The sequence below is a fragment of the Citrobacter sp. Cpo147 genome, assembly GCF_030332405.1.
Lineage (GTDB): Bacteria > Pseudomonadota > Gammaproteobacteria > Enterobacterales > Enterobacteriaceae > Citrobacter > Citrobacter portucalensis.
The window spans coordinates 1,358,296-1,383,049 of record NZ_JAOWHX010000030.1 but is presented as its reverse complement, the minus strand read 5'-3'; the positions used below and the strand labels follow the sequence as shown (position 1 = coordinate 1,383,049).

The 24,754-nt window shown below is 53.5% G+C and carries 22 protein-coding genes; 16 read left to right on the top strand and 6 right to left on the bottom strand.

What is annotated here, in order from left to right:
- Nucleotides 1–27: 27 nt before the first annotated feature.
- Nucleotides 28–348: a phosphate starvation-inducible protein PsiF gene (gene psiF, locus OGY06_RS09195; RefSeq protein ID WP_003830956.1), complete on the top strand. Its 321-nt coding sequence runs from the start codon at nt 28–30 to the stop codon at nt 346–348.
- A 91-nt stretch (nt 349–439) separates the two neighbouring features.
- Nucleotides 440–1,555 (top strand): diguanylate cyclase AdrA, encoded by a 1,116-nt coding sequence (adrA, locus tag OGY06_RS09190; protein WP_122973925.1) that lies wholly within the window; start codon nt 440–442, stop codon nt 1,553–1,555.
- Nucleotides 1,556–1,572: 17 nt separating this feature from the next.
- Here adrA and proC read toward each other — a convergent pair whose 3' ends face one another.
- Nucleotides 1,573–2,382: a pyrroline-5-carboxylate reductase gene (proC, locus tag OGY06_RS09185; RefSeq protein ID WP_003830958.1), complete on the bottom strand. Its 810-nt coding sequence runs from the start codon at nt 2,380–2,382 to the stop codon at nt 1,573–1,575.
- A 189-nt stretch (nt 2,383–2,571) separates the two neighbouring features.
- On the opposite strand from proC, the gene OGY06_RS09180 reads away from it, so the two are divergent.
- The 5 genes from OGY06_RS09180 to ppnP all read left to right on the top strand — a co-directional run bounded on the left by OGY06_RS09180 (nt 2,572) and on the right by ppnP (nt 5,257).
- Nucleotides 2,572–3,027 (top strand): YaiI/YqxD family protein, encoded by a 456-nt coding sequence (locus OGY06_RS09180; RefSeq protein ID WP_003830959.1) that lies wholly within the window; start codon nt 2,572–2,574, stop codon nt 3,025–3,027.
- Nucleotides 3,028–3,213: 186 nt separating this feature from the next.
- Nucleotides 3,214–3,759, top strand: coding sequence for a shikimate kinase AroL (aroL, locus tag OGY06_RS09175; protein ID WP_003830960.1), 546 nt, complete (start codon nt 3,214–3,216; stop codon nt 3,757–3,759).
- A gap of 26 nt (nt 3,760–3,785) precedes the next feature.
- A complete protein-coding gene (gene yaiA / locus OGY06_RS09170) occupies nt 3,786–3,977 on the top strand; it encodes a protein YaiA (protein WP_003830961.1) in 192 nt (63 codons plus the stop codon).
- Nucleotides 3,978–4,223: 246 nt separating this feature from the next.
- Nucleotides 4,224–4,901 carry an AroM family protein gene (locus OGY06_RS09165; RefSeq protein ID WP_003830963.1) on the top strand — a complete coding sequence of 226 codons (678 nt, stop codon included), beginning with the start codon at nt 4,224–4,226 and terminating at the stop codon, nt 4,899–4,901.
- Between the two features lie 71 nt (nt 4,902–4,972).
- Nucleotides 4,973–5,257 (top strand): pyrimidine/purine nucleoside phosphorylase, encoded by a 285-nt coding sequence (gene ppnP / locus OGY06_RS09160; protein ID WP_003021477.1) that lies wholly within the window; start codon nt 4,973–4,975, stop codon nt 5,255–5,257.
- A gap of 50 nt (nt 5,258–5,307) precedes the next feature.
- Here ppnP and rdgC read toward each other — a convergent pair whose 3' ends face one another.
- Nucleotides 5,308–6,219 carry a recombination-associated protein RdgC gene (rdgC, locus tag OGY06_RS09155; RefSeq protein ID WP_003021479.1) on the bottom strand — a complete coding sequence of 304 codons (912 nt, stop codon included), beginning with the start codon at nt 6,217–6,219 and terminating at the stop codon, nt 5,308–5,310.
- A 91-nt stretch (nt 6,220–6,310) separates the two neighbouring features.
- Here rdgC and mak point away from each other — a divergent pair, with 91 nt between their 5' ends.
- Nucleotides 6,311–7,219 (top strand): fructokinase, encoded by a 909-nt coding sequence (mak, locus tag OGY06_RS09150; protein ID WP_126955934.1) that lies wholly within the window; start codon nt 6,311–6,313, stop codon nt 7,217–7,219.
- 27 nt (nt 7,220–7,246) lie between these two features.
- Here mak and araJ read toward each other — a convergent pair whose 3' ends face one another.
- The 3 genes from araJ to sbcD form a co-directional block, all read right to left on the bottom strand.
- On the bottom strand, nt 7,247–8,419 hold the full coding sequence (gene araJ / locus OGY06_RS09145) for an MFS transporter AraJ (protein WP_063941368.1): 1,173 nt from the start codon (nt 8,417–8,419) through the stop codon (nt 7,247–7,249).
- Nucleotides 8,420–8,611: 192 nt separating this feature from the next.
- Nucleotides 8,612–11,755 (bottom strand): exonuclease subunit SbcC, encoded by a 3,144-nt coding sequence (sbcC, locus tag OGY06_RS09140; protein ID WP_126955933.1) that lies wholly within the window; start codon nt 11,753–11,755, stop codon nt 8,612–8,614.
- Complete coding sequence (sbcD, locus tag OGY06_RS09135) at nt 11,752–12,954, bottom strand: exonuclease subunit SbcD (RefSeq protein ID WP_286605128.1); 1,203 nt, start codon at nt 12,952–12,954, stop codon at nt 11,752–11,754. The genes sbcC and sbcD overlap by 4 nt, the downstream gene beginning before the upstream one ends.
- A gap of 190 nt (nt 12,955–13,144) precedes the next feature.
- Here sbcD and phoB point away from each other — a divergent pair, with 190 nt between their 5' ends.
- The 5 genes from phoB (at nt 13,145) to malZ (ending at nt 20,316) form a co-directional block, all read left to right on the top strand.
- The gene (phoB, locus tag OGY06_RS09130; protein WP_218667598.1) at nt 13,145–13,834 is read left to right on the top strand and encodes a phosphate response regulator transcription factor PhoB; all 690 of its coding nucleotides are present in this window, start codon (nt 13,145–13,147) and stop codon (nt 13,832–13,834) included.
- Between the two features lie 50 nt (nt 13,835–13,884).
- Entirely contained in the window at nt 13,885–15,180 is a 1,296-nt protein-coding gene (gene phoR / locus OGY06_RS09125) for a phosphate regulon sensor histidine kinase PhoR (RefSeq protein ID WP_003830971.1), read from the top strand.
- 405 nt (nt 15,181–15,585) lie between these two features.
- A complete protein-coding gene (brnQ, locus tag OGY06_RS09120; protein WP_003021501.1) occupies nt 15,586–16,905 on the top strand; it encodes a branched-chain amino acid transporter carrier protein BrnQ in 1,320 nt (439 codons plus the stop codon).
- 81 nt (nt 16,906–16,986) lie between these two features.
- A complete protein-coding gene (gene proY, locus OGY06_RS09115) occupies nt 16,987–18,360 on the top strand; it encodes a proline-specific permease ProY (protein ID WP_003021504.1) in 1,374 nt (457 codons plus the stop codon).
- Between the two features lie 138 nt (nt 18,361–18,498).
- Entirely contained in the window at nt 18,499–20,316 is a 1,818-nt protein-coding gene (gene malZ / locus OGY06_RS09110; protein ID WP_003830972.1) for a maltodextrin glucosidase, read from the top strand.
- Here the strand turns inward: malZ and OGY06_RS09105 are convergent.
- Entirely contained in the window at nt 20,310–21,212 is a 903-nt protein-coding gene (locus tag OGY06_RS09105; protein ID WP_003830973.1) for a LysR family transcriptional regulator, read from the bottom strand. The two genes, malZ and OGY06_RS09105, sit on opposite strands and share 7 nt — an antisense overlap.
- A gap of 273 nt (nt 21,213–21,485) precedes the next feature.
- Between OGY06_RS09105 and OGY06_RS09100 the strand changes: the two genes are divergently transcribed.
- The 3 genes from OGY06_RS09100 to OGY06_RS09090 all read left to right on the top strand — a co-directional run bounded on the left by OGY06_RS09100 (nt 21,486) and on the right by OGY06_RS09090 (nt 24,736).
- Nucleotides 21,486–22,127, top strand: coding sequence for a hydrolase (locus OGY06_RS09100; protein WP_003830974.1), 642 nt, complete (start codon nt 21,486–21,488; stop codon nt 22,125–22,127).
- Nucleotides 22,128–22,300: 173 nt separating this feature from the next.
- Nucleotides 22,301–22,846: an antibiotic biosynthesis monooxygenase gene (locus OGY06_RS09095; RefSeq protein WP_003830975.1), complete on the top strand. Its 546-nt coding sequence runs from the start codon at nt 22,301–22,303 to the stop codon at nt 22,844–22,846.
- A gap of 21 nt (nt 22,847–22,867) precedes the next feature.
- Entirely contained in the window at nt 22,868–24,736 is a 1,869-nt protein-coding gene (locus tag OGY06_RS09090; RefSeq protein ID WP_003830977.1) for an amidohydrolase, read from the top strand.
- Nucleotides 24,737–24,754 lie beyond the last annotated feature (18 nt).

The following is a 24,754-nucleotide window of genomic DNA, read 5'->3' as shown; positions in this document are numbered from 1 at the left end:
TGTCGTCGTTCAGAAAAGGATGGTGCTATGAAAATTACATTATTAATGACGTTACTCTTTGGCCTTATTTTTTTAACTACAGTCGGTGCTGCCGAGAAGACGTTAACCCCGCAACAACAGCGTATGACCACCTGCAATCAGCAGGCAACGGCGCAGACCTTAAAAGGGGATGCGCGTAAGACCTACATGAGTGATTGCCTGAAAAACAGTAAATCTGCGCCTGAGGAAAAGAGCCTGACGCCGCAGCAGCAGAAAATGCGTGAATGCAACGTCAAGGCGACGGAACAGTCGCTGAAAGGCGATGATCGTAATAAGTTTATGAGCGCTTGCCTGAAAAAATCTGCTTAGCACTTCCGGGTGAGCAGGTAAAATCGCTCACCCGAAATATCATACTTCCGCCACCAGACCCCTTCCTATAATTTGGGAAATTTGTTTCAGAATATTCCCAAATACGATGAATGATGAAAACTTTTATCAAAAGAAGGTCGTCCCGAATGAAGCATTTATATTGCTTCATCAAAATGACCACCAACGTTCCGGTCTGCGATTTGCCCGACGAATCAGGCTGCCGCGAGCGGTGGGACTGGGGGGAATGTTTTTCCCTATCGCGTCGGTATTAGTTTCTCAGCCAATAACCGGAGGCTGGTGGCTTTTGCTGGTGGGATGGGCGTTTGTCTGGCCGCATCTGGCATGGCAATTGGCAAGTAAAGCTATCGATCCACTGCATAGCGAATATACCAACTTAAAAGCCGATGCCATCCTCGCCGGGATGTGGATGGGGATTATGGGGATAAACTTGCTGCCATCCACGGCGCTGTTGATGATTATCTGTATCAACCTGATGGGCGCAGGGGGGATGCGTGTCTTCATCGCAGGTGCCGTGTTGATGGTGGTTTCATGCCTGGTGACGTTACAGTTAACGGATATCCCCGTGGCTTTTAGCAGTACGCAACTGGGCGTGCTGCTGTCGCTGCCGGTGTTAGTGGTTTACCCGTTGCTGTTTGCCTGGGTGAGTTACCAGACACTCATCAGGCTGGCAGAACATAAACGCCGCTTACAGGTTATGAGTACGCGAGATGGGATGACCGGGGTGTATAACCGACGCCATTGGGAACTGTTGCTGCGAAATGAATTTGATAATTGCCGCCGCCATCAGCGTGATGCCACGCTCCTTATCATCGATATCGACCATTTTAAGAGTATCAATGATACCTGGGGCCATGACGTCGGGGATCAGGCCATTGTTGCACTGACCCGCCAGTTACAGATGACCTTACGCGGTAGCGATGTGATTGGTCGCTTTGGCGGTGACGAGTTTGCGGTAATCATGTGTGGCACGTCAGCGAGCAGCGCGATTGCAGCGATGTCACGTGTTCACGAACGGCTTACCCAACTGCGTTTATCCTGCGCGCCGCAGGTTGACCTGCGCATTAGCGTGGGCGTTGCGCCGCTGACATCTGAAACTGAACACTATCGAGAATGGTTAAAATCAGCAGATATGGCTCTCTACAAAGCAAAGAATTCCGGACGTAACCGCACTGAAGCGGCGGCCTGACGTCCGGCGGTGTTAACTCAGGAGCGGCTGAGTTTTTCCGACTGCTCCATGCACTTAATCATCGCTTCAATCACCGATGAACGGAAACCGCGTTCTTCCAGGACGCGTACCGCCTCAATGGTGGTTCCACCCGGCGAGCACACCATATCCTTTAATTCGCCTGGATGTTTACCCGTTTCCAGCACCATCTTCGCCGAACCCATTACCGCTTGTGCTGCAAATTTATAAGCCTGCGCGCGGGGCATCCCCCCCTGAACGGCGGCATCTGCCATCGCTTCGATAAACATAAATACATAGGCCGGTGCTGAACCGCTGACGCCAACGACCGGATGAATCATTGCCTCCGCAATGACTTCAGCTTCGCCAAAGCAGCGGAAGATATTGAGCACGTCGGCCGTATCTTCCGGCGTGACTAAGGCGTTTGGCGTGACGGAGGTCATTCCGGCGTTCACCAGTGATGGCGTGTTTGGCATCGCGCGAATGATTTTACGGTCATGACCCAGCGCGCGAGCGAGCTGATCGAGGGTGACGCCCGCGGCAATCGAAACGACAAGGGAGTCTTTGTTCAGGCTGGAGGTAATTTCGCTCAGCACCTTAATCATAATGCCTGGCTTTACGGCCCCAAAAACAATATCAGCGATCTGCGCGACTTCTTGTGCAGACTGCGCCGCATTAATGCCGTACTGGTCGTGTAGTGCGGCGACCTTATCGGAGGAAGGGGTGTAGACCCAGATTTGTCCGGGGAGAACCTGACCGCTGGCGATCATGCCGCCAAGAATGGCTTTGCCCATATTACCGCAGCCGATAAAACCAATTTTCTTGTCCATCTTGTCACTCCCTATGGATGATATTCATTGTTTTATACCCTAAATACTTCAAGTTACTTGAAGTATTTAGGGTAAATCTGGGAAAGGTAAGCTTAGCGCGGAATGAATATGTTCAGAAGGAGAAACAGCACTTTGCCTGAAAGTAAAAGCACGCGACAATGTGCGACAGCACACCAGTGGGGAGAAGTTATGACAATATGGGTGGATGCCGATGCGTGTCCGAATGTGATTAAAGACATTTTGTACCGCGCCTCTGAGCGCATGCAAATGCCGCTTGTTTTAGTGGCCAACCAAAGCCTGCGCGTCCCGCCTTCGCGTTTCATCAGCACATTACGTGTGCCTGCGGGCTTTGACGTGGCTGATAACGAGATTGTGCGTCAGTGCAGCGCCGGTGATTTAGTGATAACGGCAGATATTCCGCTGGCGGCTGAAGTGATTGAAAAAGGTGCGGCGGCGCTTAACCCGCGTGGCGAACGTTATACCGACGCGACGATCCGTGAGCGTCTGATGATGCGTGATTTTATGGATACACTGCGTGCCAGCGGTATTCAGACCGGGGGGCCGGATAGCCTTTCGCCCCGCGACAGACAGCATTTTGCGGCTGAACTGGATAAGTGGTGGCTGGAAGTTCAGCGTAGAAAATAGAGTGTGTAATTTATTATTTACACTTTATTCATTGTGAATTCTTGTTATAGTAGGGGTTAACTCACCTCGCCATTTCTTCTGTAATTTTTTATTTACAGTTTTGGCGGTGTACTAGTTTGATGATATGATTATATTTTTAACCGCATCAGATCCCGCTTGTTGGCGGCTCTCTGGGGAAATTCTGTGATGACGCAACCTCTTTTTCTTGTTGGCCCCCGGGGGTGTGGTAAGACGACAACCGGTATGGCGCTGGCAAAGGCTATTGATTTCCAGTTCGTTGATACCGATCGCTGGTTGCAATCGCACGTGCAAATGACCGTGGCGGAAATCGTCGAAAGAGAAGGATGGGAAGGGTTTCGTGCCCAGGAAACGACCGCTCTGCAGGCTGTCACAGCTCCTGCCACGGTTGTTGCGACCGGCGGCGGTATCATTCTTACCGAATTTAATCGCCGCTACATGCGCAGCCACGGCGTGGTTATCTATCTAAGCGCACCGGTATCGGTACTGGTTGATCGTCTGGAGGCCACGCCTGAAGAAGGATTACGACCGACTCTAACCGGCAAGCCGTTGACCGAAGAGGTTCAGGAAGTGCTCGCCCAGCGCGATGTTTTGTATCGCGAGGCTGCGCACTATATCGTTGATGCCACCAATCCGCCTTCGCAGGTAGTGGAAGACATTCTTGGAATACTGGCGCAGGCAGCGCCACGGTTGCAGGGCGGTGTCTATACTTAATGTTCATCCAGTTAAAAGGAAGAACTATGCCGACACAACCACCTTACCCACGTCAAGCGACCATTGTTACGGTTGAAAAAGGGGCGCCAGGCCAGACGGTAACCTGGTATCAACTTCGTGCCGATCACCCTAAACCGAATTCGTTGATCAGTGAGCATCCTTCAGCTCAGGAAGCGATGGATGCTAAAAAACGCTACGAAGACCCCGATAAAACCTGATATGAAGACCGCTCTGGCACGATTCTTAAAAGTGCCAGTCCGGGCGTGCATCACATTATTTTAAATTTCGCCGTATACAGTAAAAATTGAAAATTAAACAATAACAATCCAGTACTGGAATGATCTGGAATCTTTACACAATACACCGCCGATCTACTGCTACGCTTTTGAGCATTTGTAGCACAGGTCAGCGCCCGGCACTTATCCGGGATTTCACAGCAAAGTAAGAAGACGGTGGAGCAACAAATGAGTACGTCGTTGGCTATCCTCACGATTGGCGTTGTGCCGATGTGTGAGATGTTACCGCTCCTGACGGAATATATTGATGAACAGCACATTACTCACCACAGTCTGCTGGGGCAGATGCAGCGAGAAGATGTGATGGCCGAGTACGGGGCTTCACCCGGTGACGAGCTGTTATTAACACTGCTTAGCGACCACCAACTTGCTCATGTCTCACGTCAGAAAGTGGAACGCTCGCTGCAAAGCATTGTGGAGGTTCTCGATAATCAGGGATTTGATGTGATCCTGCTGATGAGTACCGCCTCAATCACCCGTCTGACCGCCCGCAATAGTATCTTGTTGGAACCCATACGCATTATTCCCCCGTTAGTGGCTTCAATTGTCGAAGGGCATCAGGTTGGGGTCATTGTACCTGTTGCTGAATTGCTCAAAGCCCAGACACAAAAGTGGCAGGTGTTACAAACTCCGCCAGTGTACGCCGTGGCGAATCCAGTAGAAGGTTCCGAACAACAGCTGATTGATGCCGGGAAATATCTCCTTGAGCAAGGTGCTGATGTTCTTATGCTGGACTGCCTGGGGTTTCATCAACGTCATCGTGATTTACTGCAAAAGTCGCTGGATGTCCCGGTTCTGTTGTCCAATGTGTTGATTGCTCGACTGGCTTCGGAATTGCTGGCGTAATTTTGCGTGACAGGTGGAACGTCAGCCCCCTATATTGGTTCCTAACTTAATCACGAGATAGGGCCAGTTGTATGCTTCAAAGTAATGAATACTTTTCCGGCAAAGTAAAATCGATCGGTTTTACCAGCAGCAGTACTGGCCGCGCCAGTGTAGGTGTGATGGCTGAAGGTGAATATACCTTTGGTACTGCGGCGCCTGAAGAGATGACGGTAGTTAGTGGCGCACTGAACGTGCTGCTGCCAGGGGAAACCGAGTGGAAAGTGTATGCCGCAGGAGACGTGTTTAACGTACCGGGCAACAGCGAGTTTCATCTGCAGGTAGCAGAGCCAACATCCTATCTTTGCCGTTACCTGTAAGCGTAAAAATGACGAATGGCGATATTGAGTCGCCATTCGCTAAACACGGCTTAACGTTGCGCTTCGCCGCCTAATCCTTCCACCAGACTTTTAATCAGCGCCGCCAGTTCACCTGTCATCAGGATGAAATCGGCATCAAAACGCTGAGCATAATCTTCGCGGTCGATATCTTCATTCTGATCGCGCAGCTCGTCGCTGAACTTCAGGCGCTTAATGGAGCCGTCGTCACACATAACGAACTGAATGCGCTGCTGCCAGTCGAGGGCCAGCTTGGTGACCAGTTTGCCCGCTTCGATATGCACGGCGATTTCGTCGCAGACCAGATCCTGCTTTTTCGCGCGGATCACACCGCCGTCTTCAAGGATCGCTTTCAGTTCAGCTTCATCCAGCAGTTGGAAGCCCTGCGCCGTGGTGCCGGAGCGAACCCATTCGGTCAGCGTCAGCTCAATAGGGTTTTCCATCGTCAACGGAACGACCGGCAGCGAACCGAGACTCTTACGCAGCAGCGCCAGCGTATCTTCGGCTTTTTTCGCGCTCGCACAATCAACCATGATCAGATCGTTGACGGTATCGATCCACATCATTGTCTGGCTGAAGCGGCTAAAGGCGCGCGGCAGCAATGAGTGCAGAACTTCATCTTTCAGCGAGTCTTTTTCGGTCTTCTTAAGTTTGCGACCTTGCTCAGCTTCCAGTTTGAATATTTTGGCTTCCAGCGCCTGTTTGATAACCGGCGACGGCAGAATTTTTTCTTCTTTGCGGGCGCAGATAATAATTTGGCCATTGGCGGTATGCGTTAATGCATCGCTGTGCGATCCCATCGGCGGAACCCAGCCCATTTTTGCCATATCCTGGCTACCGCAAGGGGTGAACGTCATTGATGCCAGCTGTTTTTCCATCTCTTCGGCTCGCAAAGAAACATCGCGGCTAAGACGGTAAACCATTAAATTTTTGAACCACAGCATGATAATTTCCACGGCCTTGTCGTTAAATCCAGCGGGCATGATAGCGAATTGTCGCTATGCTTGCATTGTTAATCGGGAAGAGGAGCAAACAGTGCGTATAGGTATCGATTTGGGCGGTACGAAAACGGAAGTTATTGCGCTTGGCGATGCGGGCGAGCAGCTTTTTCGCCATCGCCTGCCCACGCCGCGTGATGATTATCGGCAAACGATAGAAACCATCGCCACGCTGGTGGAGATGGCGGAAAACGCCACCGGGCAGACGGGAACCGTGGGAATGGGCATTCCAGGTTCAATCTCGCCCTACACCGGGGTGGTAAAGAATGCCAACTCGACCTGGCTTAACGGACAACCTTTTGACAAAGACCTGAGTTCGCGTCTGAATCGCGAAGTGCGGTTGGCAAATGATGCCAACTGTCTGGCGGTTTCAGAAGCGGTGGATGGTGCGGCGGCGGGGGCGCAAACCGTGTTTGCGGTGATTATCGGCACTGGATGTGGCGCAGGCGTGGCACTGAATGGTCGGGCGCACACCGGCGGCAACGGTACCGCAGGGGAGTGGGGGCATAATCCGCTGCCGTGGATGGACGAAGATGAGCTGCGTTTTCGACAGGAAGTCTCCTGTTATTGTGGCAAGCAAGGCTGCATTGAAACCTTCATTTCCGGGACCGGTTTTGCCACCGACTACCAGCGTCTGAGCGGTAAGAAGCTCAAAGGTAATGAAATTATCAGCCTTGTTAATGCGCAGGATGCTCTTGCGGAGCAAGCGTTGAGCCGCTATGAGCTTCGTCTGGCGAAATCACTGGCTCATGTGGTGAATATTCTCGATCCGGACGTCATTGTGCTGGGTGGTGGAATGAGCAATGTCGACCGACTGTATCAAAACGTTCCGACGTTGATTAAGCAGTTTGTCTTTGGCGGCGAGTGCGAAACGCCTCTACGCAAGGCGCTACACGGGGATTCCAGCGGTGTACGCGGTGCGGCCTGGCTGTGGCCGCAGGAGTAATGTTCGCGTAGCCGGGTAGCGCAGATGCTATCCGGCAGCGTGTGTCATCTGGGGGACTGCGCGCTTCAGGCGACCGTACAGCAACAGTGACGACATCGCAGAAAACGACAGTAGTGCCGCCGGCAGTGTCACGTAGTTGTAGGCAAAGCCCAGCGTCAGCATCATGCCACCGCAATAAGCGCCAATCGCGCTGCCGAGGTTAAAGGCAATTTGCCCGCCAGCCGCACCCAGCAGCTCCCCTCCTTTAGCATTTTGCAGCAGTAAAATTTGCAGCGGCGCCGACAGGGCAAACAGGCCCGCGCAGCAAATAAAGGCGAAGGTCAGCGACGCGACTTTGATCCCGCCAAAGGCAAAGAGCAACAGCAGAGCCAGCACAATCACGAAGTCGGTTATCACCGCAATGCGCAGCGGCGTATAGCGACCAGACAGCCGACCGCTCAGCAGATTTCCCAACACCATTCCTAATCCTACCAGCATCATGATGAAGGTCATCAGCGATTCGGAGAAGCCGGAGATATACATCATGTACGGTTTGACGTAGCTGAACCAGGCGAAAACCCCGGCGTTACCGAACATGGTGGCGGAGAAAATGAGCCACGGGGCGGGGCTTTTCAAAAAGTGAAATTGTTCGCGCAGTTTTCCTTTTGCTTCATCGCTGATGTTGGGTACCCAAAAAGCGACCGAGACCATCACGGCGATATTAAAGACGGCAATCAGCAGGAACGTATAGCGCCAGCTAAATTCCTGACTCAGCCAGGTGCCGAAAGGAATGCCAACCAGATTGGCTACGGTCATCCCCGAAATCATACCCGCGACGGCGGCGGTGACTTTTCCCGGACGGGCGAGCTTCGACAGGATTATTGCGCCAACGCCAAAAAACGCACCATGCGGGAAGCCGGAGACCAGCCTGCCTACCGCCAGCATAAAATAGGAGGAGGAGAGGGTGAAGATGGCGTTGCCAATCACACACAGTGTGACCAGAAACAGCAGAATATGCTTGAGTGAAAAACGGCTGGAAAAGAGCGCAATAATGGGGGCGCCCAGCACCACGCCAAAGGCGTAAAACGAGATCATATGGCCAGCGGCAGGAATAGAAATTCCCACGTCCTGCGCCAGCTCGGTGAGAACGCCCATAATGCCAAACTCGGCCATGCCCAGCCCAAATGTTCCCAGCGCTAAAGAGAAAATGACTTTTTTCATGCCACCTGCCAACAAGAAAGACGCAGGATGTGCGTCATAGCGGCGAACGTTCGCCGCCAATAGCGATAGCTTGCGGATAAGCGAAGTGGAATGCCATTTCATATCCGTCCCTGAGTATGCAATATTGTGCTACATAGAGTGCCGGATGGCGCTAGCGCGTATCCGGCCTGTGACACCACATCCGCTGGTCGATTACTCCACCGCAAACATCTTGTCGAGTTTGCTGTAGCCCAGACCGTTGATTTTTTTCACCTTGATCTGCACCGGAATGCGTTCTTTCATTGCTTCGACGTGGCTGATGACGCCAATGGTTTTACCGGTAGCGTTGAGCGCATCCAGCGCGTCCAGAGCGGTATCCAGCGTTTCACTGTCCAGCGTGCCGAAGCCTTCGTCGAGGAACAGGGAGTCAATTCGTGTTTTGTGGCTGACCAGATCGGATAATGCCAGCGCCAGCGCCAGACTCACCAGGAAGCTCTCGCCGCCGGAAAGCGTACGCGTGTCACGCACCGCATCGGCCTGCCAGGTATCAACCACTTCCAGCTCTAACGCTTCGCTGGCCTTGCGCTGCAACAAATAGCGACCGTGCAGACGGGTTAACTGGTTGTTGGCAAGCCAGACGAGGTTATCCAGCGTCAGCCCCTGGGCAAATTTGCGGAACTTATCTCCCTCTTTCGAGCCGATCAGCGCATTCAAATACCCCCAGTCTTCGACCTGCTGTGCGACTTTTTCAATCTCCTGCATCAGCGCCTGCTGCTGCTGGCGGTTTTCAGCATCTTGCTTAAGCTGCTGGCGAATTTCGCCCTGACGAGTCGTGTTATCGCGTAGCAGCTGGGTGAGCTGCGCCAGCGCGTCGTGTAGATGTTGTGCGGTAAGCGAGAGATCTACCCCGGTTGGTTGCTGCTGTTGATGAGTCGCCAGCGCCTGCTGGGCCTGATTAAGCAGCGTTTGTGCCTGTTGTTGCTGGCTTTCCAGCGATTGCTTCAACTGCTCAAGACGGTTGAAAGTCTCTTCATCCAGCAGGGCGGCAATAAAGGCGTCACGATTGTCAAAGATACTGGCCTGCAATGCGGCATTAAATTGTGCCTGAATGTCTGCGGCGCGCTGAACGTCCTGCGCCTCCTGCTGTTGCAAGGTTTGCCACTGTCCCTGTAAAGAGAGGCAATCGTCGTGCACCTGCCGCCAGTTTTCCAGCGACAAATCCTCAATGTCTTCAGAAAGCGCCTCGGTTTCTGGCAGCGTTTCCAGCAGCGGCGCAAGCTGGGCAATCCGGGCCTGTAACTCGGTCAGTTCATTCTGGCGCTGTTGCCACATTTGCGCTTCGTTCGCCCGTTCGCTTAGCCATGAGGCAACGTTATCCTCTGGCGGAAGGGCCAGACCATGACGGGCCAGCTCGACGGTTAGCATCGCCTGGCGCTGGTCAATATGCTGCTGGAGCTGGGTAATCTGCTCGGTATGGGCTGCGATTTGCGCCTGCAGGGTATGACGCAGGCTCAACTGGTGAAGCTGTTGTTCGTGCTCTTCCTGAGCGGCCAGCCACGGGGCAATGTCATCCTGCGGTTGTAGCGTGACGTTGAGGCTGGCGGTGACGGTCAGCCACTCTTGAGTAAGTGCTTGCTCCTCCTGAGAAAGCGTCTGTGCTTCGCGTTCATCCCGCTGAAGTTGCTGCGTGATCGCCTCAAGCTGGCCGCGTAACGTGGAACCTTCATCGGCCAGTGTTTTGACCTCTTTTTCCAGCGCTTCACGCCGCGTCTGATTCACGCTCAGTTCGAGCGTTTGATAGCGTTCAATCGCCGGATGTGCGGTGGAGCCGCATAGCGGGCAAGGCATGCCGGATTGCAATAATGCCCGTTGGCTTTCCAGATCTTTGATGCGGGCTTCCTGTTCGCAAATGACTTTTACATCGGTAAGTTGCTGATTTTTATCTTTATAGCGCTGACGTTTTTCGGCAAGCACCGCGTTGCGCTGAGTTAGCTCTTGCTGACGCTGTACAAGCGTGGCGCGTAACTGTGCCAGTTGCTTTTGCTTCGGGGCGATTTGCCCGTGCAGATTGCTCAGCCGCTGGCGTAGCGGACGAAGCTGCACATGTTGTGCCAACGCATCCGTTACCTCCTGCGGCGAAAGGGTCAGCGCGGGAAGCGTTAGTGCATTGAGCTTACGGGTGTCGTTCTCCCGCAACTGCTGCCACTGGCGTAGCTGGGCGCTGGCGTCGGACTGTTGCGCCAGAAGCGCTTTCCATCCTGCCAGTTCGCTACTCCATAAGCGGAAGCGGTCATGTTCGTTCAGCCAGTCGGTTAACGTCTGTTGTTCGGCGAGTATCGCGGTCGATTGCGTGTGCGCCTGCTGACGGATGCGCCCGCGCAGCGCTAAGCTGCTTTGTAAGCGAGTATTCACTTCCTGAATCTTCTGGCGCGTGCGCTCGATAGTAGCCGTTTGTTCCTGGATTCGCTCCCAGTGTGGGCGTAATGCTCTGGCTGGCTGCGCCAGGCTCAGCGCTGCCAGCTGCGGCTGCGCGTCTTCTTGCACCTGAAGTGCTGCCTGTAATGCCTGCTGGTGGCGGTTTATGTCCGTTTGAAGTTCATTTTGCCGAATAAGCCAGTTGAGGTGCTGTTGCTGGATTTGTTGGCTGGTAAGGTATTGTTTTTCTTCGTCAGTAAGTACCTGCAAACTTTCTGTCAGGGACTGCACCTGCTCTGGTGCTAACAGCGCAACGCCGCTGGCCTGGGCCTGCAGTTTTTCCAGTTCTGTACGCGCTGACTTGTGCTTTTCAAACACCATGGCGGAGATTTGGCCGTAGATCTCAGTACCGGTTAACTCTTCCAGCAGCTCGGCGCGCTCTTTCGGTTTGGCATTAAGAAAGGCGGCAAACTGCCCCTGAGACAGCAGCATCGAACGGGTAAAACGCCCGTAATCCAGCCCGGTAAGCTCGGCTGTCATCTCCAGCTTGTCTTTGACTTTATCGGCGAGGATTTTACCGTCGGCGCAGCGGGCCAGCTCTACGCGCGGGACCTGCAGGTTGCCCTCAGGCTGGTTGCGTGCCCGGTTCTGACTCCAGAATGCGCGGTAGGCTTCGCCGCGCACCTCAAACTCGACCTCGGCCAGACACTCCGCGGTGTCGCGGGTCATCAGGTCATTTTGCGACTGTGACACGGTATTCAGGCGTGGCGTTTCGTGGTACAGGGCGAGGCAAATCGCGTCCAGCAGGGTAGTTTTCCCCGCGCCCGTTGGCCCGGTGATGGCGAACAACCCGTTGCTGGCAAAAGGTTCTGCCGTGAAATCGACTTTCCATTCTCCCTTCAGGGAGTTGAGGTTCTTCAGGCGCAGGCTGAGAATTTTCATGCTTCACTCTCCCCTGCAAGCGTGTGTAAGGTTGCGCTAAACAGCTGATTCAACCGCTCGCGCTGAGGCTCTTCGAGCTCTTCCAGCGCCAGGCGGCGGTCAAAAACTTCCGTTACGCTTAGCTCGCTTAACGTTTCGCGTCGTTCACTGGCCATAATACGTTCACGTTGTTCCCGACTGCGGCGCACCAATAACACCTCGACCGGTAAATCTTCGGTTAAGGCCTGGATCTTACGTTGCATGTCATGCAGATAGTCGTCGGTGGTGATTTCAATATCCAGCCATATCGGCGGCTCTTGTGGTACGTTACGCCACTGTTCAAGCTGGGTGGTAATGGCAGCTAAATCGCCTTTCAGTACCGCAAGCGGCTGGGTGACCGGTACGGTGAGATTTTCAACGGCGCTGAGTTTCCCCGCTTCAAAGCTCACCAGATGTACACATTTGTTTTTGCCGCACTCGTCAAAACTGAGGGCAATCGGTGAACCGCAGTAGCGAATATGGTCCGTCCCGCCGATAACCTGCGCCCGGTGAATATGCCCCAGTGCGATGTAGTCCGCGGGTGGATAGTTTTGCGCCGGAAAGGCGTCCAGCGTACCGATATAAATGTCACGTACGGCGTCACTTTTACTGGCGCCAACGGTGGTCAAATGCCCGGTCGCAATGATGGGCAGGTTTCGATCGCCACGCAGCGTGCAGGCGTCCTGATACTGCTGCTGGTAATAGTCGGTGATCGCCCCCAGCAGATGCTGCTGTTTTTCTTGTCCGGTTAGCCCGGCCTGGCTGGTAATGATGTCACGTGGTCGTAAGAAAGGAACCGGACACAGGATCGCTCCCGGCGTGCCATCACGTTGCGGCAGTACCTGCGGCGCATGGCCGGCGCTGGCAACGACCGTGGTGTTGAGAAACGCCAGAATATCGCGGGATTCATTGAGCGTGGCGACGGAATCGTGGTTGCCTGCCAGCACCACCAGATGACAGCCAGTTTGCTGCAGATTGACGACAAAACGGTTATACAGCTCACGGGCGTAGCTTGGCGGTGAGCCGGTATCGAAAATATCGCCAGCCACAATAATGGCATCCACCTGCTGGGATTGTGCCGTTTCCAGCAGCCAGTCGAGAAAGGCCTGATGTTCAGCGGCGCGGCTCTTGCTGTAGAAATTTTGGCCCAGATGCCAGTCAGACGTGTGAAGGATGCGCATAAGAGTTCCATGACGATAAAACAGTGGCGGGGATTATAACCTTTCAAGGACGGTAATATCTTGTCTCCGGGCTGTCATAATTCGTCGGGCTGCGTTAAACCTGGGCTATCTTTTCATAAATCTGTCATAAAACTGACGCATAATGGCACCGTATTGATGGCAAACGATTTAATTATAAACAGGGCAAATCATGGCGAGACGTATTCTGGTCGTAGAAGATGAAGCTCCAATTCGTGAAATGGTCTGCTTCGTGCTCGAGCAAAACGGTTTTCAACCCGTAGAAGCCGAAGACTATGACAGTGCTGTGAACCAACTCAATGAACCCTGGCCGGATCTCGTCCTGCTTGACTGGATGCTTCCCGGCGGCTCGGGTCTACAGTTTATTAAGCATCTCAAGCGCGAAGCCATGACACGGGACATCCCCGTGATGATGCTGACGGCGAGGGGAGAAGAGGAAGATCGCGTCCGGGGTCTGGAAACCGGTGCGGATGACTATATTACCAAGCCGTTTTCTCCCAAGGAGCTGGTGGCGCGTATTAAAGCTGTGCTGCGTCGAATTTCCCCCATGGCGGTGGAAGAGGTGATTGAGATGCAGGGGCTGTGTCTTGATCCCACTTCGCATCGCGTGATGACCGGCGAAGAACCGCTGGATATGGGGCCGACCGAATTCAAACTGTTGCACTTCTTTATGACTCACCCCGAACGCGTATACAGTCGTGAACAACTCCTCAATCATGTCTGGGGAACCAATGTCTACGTGGAAGACCGGACAGTTGATGTGCATATCCGTCGATTACGTAAAGCGCTGGAGCACAGCGGACACGATCGTATGGTGCAGACAGTTCGCGGGACGGGATATCGTTTTTCGACCCGCTTTTGACTGACAAGAATCAGGGCCTGATGGATTAGGCCGTTTATGGAGTAAGACGTTTGCTAGAACGATTGTCATGGAAAAGGTTGGTACTGGAGCTGATCCTGTGCTGCATACCGGCATTTATCCTTAGCGCTTTTTTCGGTTACCTGCCCTGGTTTTTACTGGCGTCGGTAACGGGCCTGCTTATCTGGCATTTCTGGAATTTATTACGTTTATCCTGGTGGTTATGGGTCGACAGAAGTATGACGCCGCCACCGGGGCGAGGCAGTTGGGAGCCGTTGTTATATGGGCTGCATCAAATGCAGCTTCGCAACAAAAAGCGCCGTCGAGAACTGGGTAACCTGATTAAACGTTTTCGCAGCGGGGCGGAATCCCTACCCGACGCGGTGGTGTTGACCACCGAAGAAGGCGGTATCTTCTGGTGTAACGGACTGGCTCAGCAGGTTCTGGGACTGCGTTGGCCGGACGATAGCGGGCAAAATATTCTTAACCTGCTGCGCTACCCGGAATTCACACAATATCTGAAAACGCGCGATTTTAGCCGGCCAATCAATCTGGTGCTCAATACCGGACGGCATCTGGAAATTCGCGTGATGCCCTATACCGATAAGCAATTGTTGATGGTGGCGCGCGACGTTACCCAGATGCACCAACTGGAAGGTTCACGGCGTAACTTTTTCGCCAACGCCAGCCATGAGCTGCGCACACCGCTGACGGTGCTGCAAGGCTACCTGGAAATGATGCAGGAGCATCCGCTGGAAGGGACAACGCGCGAAAAAGCGCTGCATACCATGCGTGAACAAACGTACCGTATGGAAGGTCTGGTGAAACAGCTGCTGACGCTGTCAAAAATTGAAGCTGCGCCGACGTTGCAGCTGAATGAGAAAGTCGATGTGCCCATGATGCTGCGCGTGATCGAGCACGAAGCGCAAACCCTGAGCCAGCATAAACATACGTTTACCTTTGATGTCGATAACAGCCTGAACGTGCGAGGCAACGAGGAGCAGTTGCGTAGCGCTATCTCGAATCTCGTGTACAACGCGGTTAACCACACACCAGCGGGAACGCACATTACCGTACGCTGGCAGCATGTGGCGTCGGGGGCGGAGTTTTGCGTGGAAGACAACGGTCCGGGCATTGCCCCCGAGCATATACCACGTTTGACCGAGCGTTTTTATCGTGTGGATAAGGCGAGATCGCGACAAACGGGCGGTAGCGGGCTGGGTCTGGCTATCGTGAAACATGCGCTGCATCATCACGACAGCCGTTTGAACATCGAAAGCGAACCAGGCAAAGGGACGCGATTTAGTTTCATGATCCCGGAACGTTTCATTGCCAAAAGTAACGGCTAAGACGTATTCGTAAGATAATCTTTCCAAAAGCCAGCGCAAGCTGGTTTTTTTTATGTGGTCAATAGATGCCTCCTGAATTTTACGACGTTTGATTGTTTTTTGTTCGAATTATTACCCATACCTTTTTCCATGAAATGGTTTTTTGTGCTAACCCTATTTTTCATATCGCTATATTGTTCTGGTTTTTGGATCCCACCTTGCTTTAAAACGTTATAAGCGTTTAAATTGCGCTCCAGGTGCTGTCATACCGACTGCATTTACGCGGTAAATCGAAAAACTATTCTTCGCCGCGCCAGGTCGGGAGTGTTTCCCGCTGGAATTGAGCAAAAATGCCGCTGTATTGTCCCCCAGGGAAAGGCAAAAATTTACTATTTTCAACACCACATCCACAGGCAGTAAGACTTTATGACCCATCAGTTAAAATCGCGCGATATTATCGCTTTGGGATTTATGACATTTGCACTGTTCGTTGGTGCAGGTAACATCATCTTCCCCCCAATGGTTGGTTTGCAGGCAGGTGAACACGTCTGGACTGCGGCTTTTGGCTTTTTGATTACCGCCGTTGGCCTGCCGGTACTTACCGTTGTCGCGCTGGCGAAAGTCGGCGGTGGTGTGGACCGACTGAGCACGCCTATCGGTAAAGTTGCCGGTCTGCTGCTGGCGACCGTTTGCTATCTGGCCGTTGGGCCGTTATTTGCTACCCCGCGTACCGCGACGGTCTCTTTCGAAGTCGGGATTGCACCGCTGACTGGTGACTCTGCGCTGCCGCTGTTTATCTATAGTGTTATCTATTTCGCGATTGTCATTCTGGTTTCGCTTTATCCAGGCAAACTGCTGGATACGGTGGGTAATTTCCTGGCACCGCTGAAAATCCTGGCGCTGGTGGTCCTGTCTGTCGCTGCAATCGTCTGGCCTGCAGGCCCGATCAGTAATGCGATGGAAGCCTATCAAACTGCGGCGTTTTCTAATGGCTTCGTGAACGGGTATCTGACCATGGATACGCTGGGCGCGATGGTGTTTGGTATTGTTATCGTTAACGCCGCTCGCTCGCGTGGTGTTACTGAAGCGCGTCTGCTGACCCGTTACACCGTTTGGGCGGGTTTAATGGCGGGTGTGGGCTTAACGCTGCTGTATCTCGCGCTGTTCCGTCTGGGTTCAGATAGCGCGATTCTGGTCGATCAGTCTGCTAACGGCGCGGCGATTCTGCATGCGTATGTTCAGCACACCTTTGGCGGTGCAGGAAGCTTCCTGCTGGCGGCGCTGATTTTCATCGCCTGTCTGGTCACCGCGGTTGGCCTGACCTGCGCCTGCGCAGAGTTCTTTGCCCAGTACGTTCCACTGTCTTATCGTACGCTGGTATTTATCCTCGGCGGCTTCTCGATGGTGGTTTCTAACCTGGGTCTGAGCCATCTGATTCAGATCTCTATTCCGGTGCTGACGGCTATCTATCCGCCATGTATCGCACTGGTTGTATTAAGCTTTACCCGCTCATGGTGGCATAATTCTTCCCGCGTCATTGCACCTGCGATGTTTATCAGCCTGATTTTTGGTATCCTTGATGGCATTAAAGCTTCTGCAATTGGCGACGTGTTACCGGCCTGGACCCAGCGTTTACCGCTGGCGGAGCAGGGGCTGGCGTGGTTGATGCCAACAGTCGTGATGGTGGTCCTGGCAGTTATCTGGGATCGCGCCGCGGGTCGACAAGTGACCTCCAGCGCACACTAATATCACTGACAATAAGTTTTAACCACGGGGCTATTAACATGGCCCCGTGGTTTTTTTATTGTGTTAACAGGTTAGGAATCGATGGAAAGTAATAACAAGCTAAAGCGTGGGCTGAGCACCCGGCACATCCGCTTTATGGCATTAGGTTCAGCAATTGGTACCGGGCTGTTTTACGGCTCGGCCGACGCCATCAAAATGGCGGGGCCAAGCGTGTTGCTGGCCTATATTATCGGCGGTGTCGCAGCGTACATTATTATGCGTGCGCTGGGCGAAATGTCTGTTCATAACCCGGCAGCCAGCTCCTTCTCGCGCTATGCGCAGGAAAACCTCGGACCGCTGGCAGGCTACATTACCGGCTGGACCTACTGTTTTGAAATCCTGATTGTCGCCATTGCCGACGTGACAGCCTTCGGCATATACATGGGCGTCTGGTTCCCGGCGGTACCGCACTGGATTTGGGTACTCAGCGTGGTGCTGATTATCTGCGCCATCAACCTGATGAGCGTGAAGGTGTTTGGTGAGCTGGAGTTCTGGTTCTCGTTCTTCAAAGTCGCCACCATTATCATCATGATTGTTGCCGGTTTCGGTATCATCATTTGGGGGATTGGCAACGGCGGACAACCAACCGGTATCCATAACTTATGGAGCAACGGTGGCTTCTTCAGCAACGGCTGGCTCGGCATGGTGATGTCGCTGCAAATGGTGATGTTTGCCTATGGCGGGATTGAGATTATCGGGATTACCGCAGGCGAAGCCAAAGATCCGGAAAAATCTATTCCGCGCGCCATCAATTCCGTACCAATGCGTATCCTGGTGTTTTATGTGGGGACGCTGTTCGTCATTATGTCTATCTACCCGTGGAACCAGGTGGGTACCGACGGTAGCCCGTTCGTTATGACGTTCCAGCATATGGGTATTACCTTTGCTGCCGGGATCCTCAACTTTGTGGTTCTGACTGCGTCGCTGTCGGCTATTAACTCTGACGTCTTCGGTGTGGGGCGTATGCTGCACGGCATGGCGGAGCAGGGCAGTGCCCCGAAAATGTTCGCCAAGACGTCGCGTCGTGGCGTGCCGTGGGTGACGGTAATGGTGATGACTATCGCGCTGCTGTTTGCGGTGTATCTTAACTACATCATGCCGGAAAACGTCTTCCTGGTGATCGCCTCTTTGGCGACTTTCGCCACGGTATGGGTGTGGATTATGATCCTGTTGTCGCAGATTGCTTTCCGTCGTCGTCTGCCGCCGGAAGAGGTCAAAGCGCTGAAATTTAAAGTACCGGGTGGGGTAACGACGACTGTTGTTGGCCTAATTTTCCTGGTCTTTATCATCGCGCTCATCGGCTATCATCCGGATACCCGCATTTCGCTGTACGTCGGCTTTGCGTGGATTGTTCTGCTGCTGGTCGGCTGGGGATTCAAGCGCCGTCGCGAGCGCCAACTGGCTGAAGCACAGTAATATTTTTGCCGGGTAGCTTTGCGTTACCCGGCAATTTTCTCCTCCCCCGAACTCCTCCCCCAATAAACGTTAAGATGATGAGTGATCCTGCACTTCGCTATGGCAAGGTGACGTCATTATCATCAAAGGGGATACGTGATGTTGAACGCCTGGCACCTTCCGGTTGCCCCATTTGTTAAGCAAAACAAAGATCAACTGACGATTACATTATGGTTGGCGGGGGAAAATCCACCCCTGCGGGTGACGCTACGCGCAGAAAATGATAACGAAGAGATTTCGCTGGCTATGCACAAGCAGCGCAGCCAGCCGCAGCCGGGCGTGACCGCGTGGCGAGCGGCGCTCGATCTCTCCAGCGGGCAGCCTCGTCGACGCTATAGCTTTAAATTACTTTGGCTCGATCGTCAGCTGTGGTTCACCCCACAGGGATTCAGCCGTTTTCCGCCTGCGCGTCTGGAGCAGTTTGCGGTTGATGTGCCGGATAACGGTCCGCAGTGGGTTGCCGATCAGATTTTCTATCAAATTTTCCCGGACCGTTTTGCCCGCAGCCAGTCGCGTGAAGCGGGCCAGGATAACGTCTATTACCACCACGCCGCCGGACACGACATCTTACGGCGCGAATGGGATGAACCGCTTACGGCTCAGGCCGGTGGCTCCACGTTCTATGGCGGTGATTTGGACGGCATCAGCGAAAAGCTACCGTACCTGAAAACGTTAGGGGTCACGGCGCTGTACCTGAATCCTGTATTTACCGCCCCGAGCGTGCATAAATACGATACCGAAGATTACCGTCATGTTGATCCGCAATTTGGCGGCGACAGGGCGCTACTGCGTCTGCGGCACAACACCCAACAGCAGGGCATGCGTCTGATTCTCGACGGCGTCTTTAACCATAGCGGCGATTCGCACGCCTGGTTTGACCGACATAATCGGGGGACGGACGGGGCGTGCCATAATCCAGAATCCCCCTGGCGCGACTGGTATCATTTCTCAGCCGACGGCGTTGCGCTCGACTGGCTGGGATATTCCAGCCTGCCCAAGCTGGACTTTTCTTCGGAAAGCCTGGTGAATGAAATTTATCGCGGTGAAGACAGTATCGTCCGCCACTGGCTGAAAGCGCCGTGGAGTATGGACGGCTGGCGTCTTGATGTGGTGCACATGCTGGGAGAGGCCGGAGGCGCACGTAACAACCTACAACATGTGGCCGGAATTACGCAGGCGGCAAAAGAAACCCAGCCAGAGGCGTATGTGGTGGGTGAGCATTTTGGCGATGCGCGTCAGTGGTTGCAGGCTGATGCAGAAGATGCCGCCATGAACTATCGCGGCTTTACTTTCCCCCTCTGGGGATTCCTCGCCAATACCGATATCTCATACGACCCGCAATCCATTGATGCCCAGACCTGTATGGCGTGGATGGATAACTACCGCGCGGGGTTGTCGCATCAGCAACAGCTGCGGATGTTTAATCAGCTCGACAGCCACGATACCGCCCGCTTTAAATCTCTGCTCGGTAAAGACGTCGCACGGTTACCGCTAGCGGTGGTATGGCTGTTTACCTGGCCTGGCGTGCCCTGTATTTATTACGGTGACGAAGTGGGGCTGGACGGGAACAACGATCCTTTTTGTCGCAAACCGTTCCCGTGGCAGCCTGAAAAACAGGACGCTACTCTGCTGGCGTTGTATCAGCGGCTGGCAAAATTACGCCACCAGAATCAGGCGCTTCGCCACGGTGGTTGCCAGGTGATTTACGCCGAGGATAACGTGGTGGTGTTTGTTCGCGTGCTAAACCGACAGCGCGTACTGGTGGCGATTAACCGTGGCCACGCTTGTGAAGTGGTCCTGCCAGCCTCGCCATTACTGAGCGTGAGTCAATGGCAGCATAAAGAGGGCAACGGTATGCTTACCGACGATATCCTGACGCTGCCGGCGATTTCCGCCTCGGTATGGATAGGTCATTGATATAAGCGCGCAATCTCCGGGCTTGCCAGCAGCGTTTCCCGCCACCAGCGCTGTGCCAGCCCATCGCGGTTATTGCGCCATGCCATATAAGCCACGTCTTTTTGGCGAAATGAGATAACCGTTTTTTCCACCAGCTCGCCCGTGGTAAGCCACGGGCTGGCAATATGGCGGGGGAGAAATCCGCAGCCCATACCGGCCCGCAGTAGCATCACCTTACTGTGGAAGTCATCGACGCGGATTTGCGCCTGTTCCTCCATCAGATTGGTTTGTAACGGATGGCAGAAGCGGGCGCTGTCGCTGATAACAATCGCGCGATGCAGGCATAACTGTTCGTTGGTCAGGCCGTCTGCTGCTGCGGCCAGCGGATGCTCAGGCGCAACGACAAACACATTGTCCAACGTGCCGAGCATTTTATAGGACCAGGCTGCAGACGTTGGCGGTTCATTAATTGCCCCCAGAATTATATCGGCTCCATTATGGGTCAGTTCCTCCCAGGAGCCCGCCAGCGTATGGTGGGTAAAACTGAGGCGAGTTTGCTTATTCAGCGCATGAAATTCATCGATAATGGGCAACAGCGCAGCGAAAGGGAAGGAGTCGTCCAGCGCAATTGCCAGCTCTTTTTCCCAGCCTGAACTCAGCTGTACCGCCTGTTTTTCGAGATCTTTTGCCGCATTCAGCAGCAAACGCCCTTTTTCCAGCATCATCTGTCCGGTATCGGTAAATTTTGCCCGGTGCCCGGAACGGTCAAGCAGCTCGATATTCAAATCGCTTTCCAGCTTCTGAATCATATAGCTGAGTGCGGCAGGGGTTTTAAACAGCGACTCGGCCGCTGCGGCAAATGAACCCTGTTTGTCGAGAGCGTCGAGAATAAGCAAAACATCCAGATTAATGCGCATAAGCAGAAAATATCCTGAAAATTAAACCCTTCTGTTGTACCGAATGAAGAAAAACAATGCCAGTGAATAAATTAGATGAGTCATGCGCATTTTTTTGATGTTGTTTAGGATATATCGCAACACAAAATTAATAGTTTCACAGGATGGTAAGTTTTCTTTAATAACTCGTTAGAAATTTCCCGCTATACTCAACAAGCTTTCTGATTCAGGATCCTGCTGCTGACGGCAGATACAGACCGTTGCCTTTTAACTTATTGATTAAGAAGGTATGCTATGTCTATTCGGGAACTGATTGACCCTCAAAACTCTACGCTTATTTTTATTGATCATCAGCCGCAAATGTCATTCGGTGTGGCGAATATTGATCGCCAGACTTTAAAAAATAATACCGTGGCATTAGCGAAAACCGGGAAAATATTCAATGTTCCGGTGATTTATACTTCTGTAGAAACTAAAAGTTTTAGCGGATATATCTGGCCGGAATTGTTAGCGGTTCATCCTGATGTCAAACCCATTGAACGCACCTCAATGAACTCCTGGGAAGATACGGCGTTTGTGAAAGCGGTGGAAGCGACCGGGCGTAAAAAACTGATTATCTCCGCGCTGTGGACCGAAGTATGCCTGACTTTTCCAGCGCTGATGGCACTGGAGGCAGGCTATGAAGTTTATGTGGTAACGGATACCTCCGGCGGCACGTCCGTAGATGCTCATGAGCGTTCTATCGATCGCATGGTACAGGCAGGTGCCGTACCCGTAACCTGGCAACAGGTTCTTCTCGAGTACCAGCGCGACTGGTCCCGCAAAGAAACCTACGACGCCGTAATGGATCTGGTACGCGAGCACAGCGGTGCCTACGGTATGGGCGTGGATTATGCCTATACCATGGTGCATGGCGCGCCGGAACGTAAAGCTTAAATACACGTCATCCTTCATGTTGCATCTTTGTTGGCTTCGCTTGCGTCCCCCGGTCACTTACTTATGTAAGCTCCCGGGGATCCACAACCTTGCCGCCTCGATGCACCATGAATGATTTTGTGTATTACTTTCCTGGCCTAAGCGGCCTGTTTCCTGTCAACAAGGAACCCTTCATGGCGCAGAACAAACATGTGACGTTGGTAATTACTCACACTCTGCTACCTGAGCAGGCGCAGCGGTATGAGCAGTGGCTGGGGAAAATCATGCCTGTAGCGGCTGAATTTCCCGGTCATCTCGGGGCGAACGTGATTCGCCCGGCAGATGGCAACAACCTGTGGAACATCATTATCCGCTTCGACACGCTTGAGCATCTGTATAGCTGGACCCAGTCCGATACGCGCCGCGTGTTGGTCGAAGAGATTGCTCCACTGCTGGCTGAAGGTGACAAAACCGAAATTCGCACCGAAGCAGCATTCTGGTTTACGCCGCCCGCGCCCCATGTACGACAGCCCAAACGCTGGAAACAGTTTCTGATAACCCTGCTGGTGATATTTCCAAGCACCAATCTGGTGCCGTGGTTGACCGGCATTGTGCTGCCTGCAATGAAGGGCTCGTTACTCCTGCATCTCATCAATGATGCCTTTGTGGTTGCGCTGGTGGTCTGGTTCTGGATGCCCATCGTAACCCGTCTGTTTGCCGGATGGCTGAAAAAAGCCTGACCGGTATCTCAGGAGATTGTTATGTCTCAAACTGCCACACTGATTCTGACTCACGGAAAAATTCATACTCTCGACAGACAAAGTCCTCAGGTCGAGGCGGTGGCGATCGCCAACGGAAAGATTCTGGCGACCGGTAGCCACGAACGGGTAATGAGCTTTACCGCTGAAGGGACGCAGGTTGTCGATCTGCAAGGGCATACGGTGATCCCTGGCCTGAACGATTCGCACCTGCACCTTATTCGTGGTGGACTGAATTACAACCTGGAATTGCGTTGGGAGGGCGTGCCGTCACTGGCGGACGCGCTACGCATGCTCAAAGACCAGGCTGACAGAACGCCGTCGCCACAATGGGTACGCGTGGTGGGCGGCTGGAGTGAATTCCAGTTTGCCGAACGTCGCATGCCAACCCTCGAAGAACTGAATGAAGCCGCTCCTGATACTCCGGTTTTTGTTCTGCATCTCTACGACCGGGCTTTGCTCAACCGCGCCGCGCTGAAAGCGGTTGGCTATACCAAAGCGACGCCGGATCCGGCGGGCGGTGAGATTGTGCGTGATAGCAACGGCAACCCGACCGGAATGCTGATCGCTAAACCGAACGCAATGATCCTTTACTCGACGCTGGCAAAGGGACCAAAACTGCCGCTGGAAATGCAGGTTAACTCGACCCGTCAGTTTATGCGCGAGCTGAACCGTCTGGGACTGACCAGCGCCATCGATGCGGGCGGCGGGTTCCAGAACTACCCGGAAGATTACGAGATCATTGAGCAGTTACACGCCAACAAACAGATGACGGTGCGTATTGCCTACAACCTGTTTACCCAGCGTCCGAAGCAGGAACTGGAAGACTTTGAACGCTGGACTGATATGCTCAAGCCAGGGCAGGGAACCGACTTCTATCGTGCCAATGGGGCAGGGGAAATGCTGGTTTTCTCGGCCGCGGATTTTGAAGACTTCCTCCAGCCACGCCCGGATCTGCCGGAAGGTATGGAAGATGAGCTGGAGCGCGTGGTGCGACACCTGGTTGAGCACCGCTGGCCGTTCCGCTTGCATGCTACCTACGATGAATCCATCAGCCGAATGCTGGACGTGTTTGAGAAGGTAAATCGTGATATCCCGTTCAATGGTCTGCACTGGTTCTTCGATCACGCCGAAACAATTACCGAACGGAATATCGAGCGTGTAAAAGCGCTGGGGGGCGGGATAGCGGTTCAGCACCGTATGGCGTTCCAGGGCGAATATTTTGTCGATCGCTACGGTAAAGATGCGGTCAAACATACACCGCCGGTGGCGAAAATGCTGGCGGCTGACGTTCCGGTCGGACTGGGGACTGACGCCACACGCGTGGCCAGCTACAACCCGTGGACCGCGCTCTACTGGCTGGTTTCGGGCCGTACCGTTGGTGGTATGGCGATGTACGATGATAACAATCGCCTGCCACGCGATGTGGCACTGGAACTGTGGACGGCCGGTAGCGCCTGGTTCTCCAGCGAACAGGGTAAGAAAGGGCGCATCGAGAAAGATCAACTGGCCGACCTGGTGGTGCTGTCCAAAGATTACTTCAGCGTGCCGGAAGAAGAGATTAAAGGTATTGAGTCGGTAATGACCATTGTTGATGGCAAAGTGGTTTACGCCGCCGGGCATTTCACCCCGCTGGCACCACCTGCTATTCCGGTTGTGCCGGACTGGTCGCCGGTAGTGAAGGTGCCGGGGCACTTTCGCTCAGCGCCACCTGCTGCGGCGAAAATTGGCGCACTGGTGCAGATGCACCAGTGCTGCGGTAGCTGCGGTGTACACGGGCACCAGCATGATATTGCGCGGAAATCGGGGATTCCGGTGTCAGATGACCGGGCTTTCTGGGGCACGCTTGGCTGCTCCTGCTTCGCGTTTTAATTGTGGTTTGGATAAGCG

Excerpts from the sequence above, each read along its gene's own strand:
- psiF (WP_003830956.1), top strand. The coding sequence starts at position 28 with ATGAAAATTACATTATTAATGACGTTACTCTTTGGCCTTATTTTTTTA.
- proC (WP_003830958.1), bottom strand. The coding sequence starts at position 2,382 with ATGGACAAGAAAATTGGTTTTATCGGCTGCGGTAATATGGGCAAAGCC.
- OGY06_RS09180 (WP_003830959.1), top strand. The coding sequence starts at position 2,572 with ATGACAATATGGGTGGATGCCGATGCGTGTCCGAATGTGATTAAAGAC.
- aroL (WP_003830960.1), top strand. The coding sequence starts at position 3,214 with ATGACGCAACCTCTTTTTCTTGTTGGCCCCCGGGGGTGTGGTAAGACG.
- yaiA (WP_003830961.1), top strand. The coding sequence starts at position 3,786 with ATGCCGACACAACCACCTTACCCACGTCAAGCGACCATTGTTACGGTT.
- OGY06_RS09165 (WP_003830963.1), top strand. The coding sequence starts at position 4,224 with ATGAGTACGTCGTTGGCTATCCTCACGATTGGCGTTGTGCCGATGTGT.
- ppnP (WP_003021477.1), top strand. The coding sequence starts at position 4,973 with ATGCTTCAAAGTAATGAATACTTTTCCGGCAAAGTAAAATCGATCGGT.
- rdgC (WP_003021479.1), bottom strand. The coding sequence starts at position 6,219 with ATGCTGTGGTTCAAAAATTTAATGGTTTACCGTCTTAGCCGCGATGTT.
- araJ (WP_063941368.1), bottom strand. The coding sequence starts at position 8,419 with ATGAAAAAAGTCATTTTCTCTTTAGCGCTGGGAACATTTGGGCTGGGC.
- sbcC (WP_126955933.1), bottom strand. The coding sequence starts at position 11,755 with ATGAAAATTCTCAGCCTGCGCCTGAAGAACCTCAACTCCCTGAAGGGA.
- sbcD (WP_286605128.1), bottom strand. The coding sequence starts at position 12,954 with ATGCGCATCCTTCACACGTCTGACTGGCATCTGGGCCAAAATTTCTAC.
- phoB (WP_218667598.1), top strand. The coding sequence starts at position 13,145 with ATGGCGAGACGTATTCTGGTCGTAGAAGATGAAGCTCCAATTCGTGAA.
- brnQ (WP_003021501.1), top strand. The coding sequence starts at position 15,586 with ATGACCCATCAGTTAAAATCGCGCGATATTATCGCTTTGGGATTTATG.
- proY (WP_003021504.1), top strand. The coding sequence starts at position 16,987 with ATGGAAAGTAATAACAAGCTAAAGCGTGGGCTGAGCACCCGGCACATC.
- malZ (WP_003830972.1), top strand. The coding sequence starts at position 18,499 with ATGTTGAACGCCTGGCACCTTCCGGTTGCCCCATTTGTTAAGCAAAAC.
- OGY06_RS09105 (WP_003830973.1), bottom strand. The coding sequence starts at position 21,212 with ATGCGCATTAATCTGGATGTTTTGCTTATTCTCGACGCTCTCGACAAA.
- OGY06_RS09100 (WP_003830974.1), top strand. The coding sequence starts at position 21,486 with ATGTCTATTCGGGAACTGATTGACCCTCAAAACTCTACGCTTATTTTT.
- OGY06_RS09095 (WP_003830975.1), top strand. The coding sequence starts at position 22,301 with ATGGCGCAGAACAAACATGTGACGTTGGTAATTACTCACACTCTGCTA.
- OGY06_RS09090 (WP_003830977.1), top strand. The coding sequence starts at position 22,868 with ATGTCTCAAACTGCCACACTGATTCTGACTCACGGAAAAATTCATACT.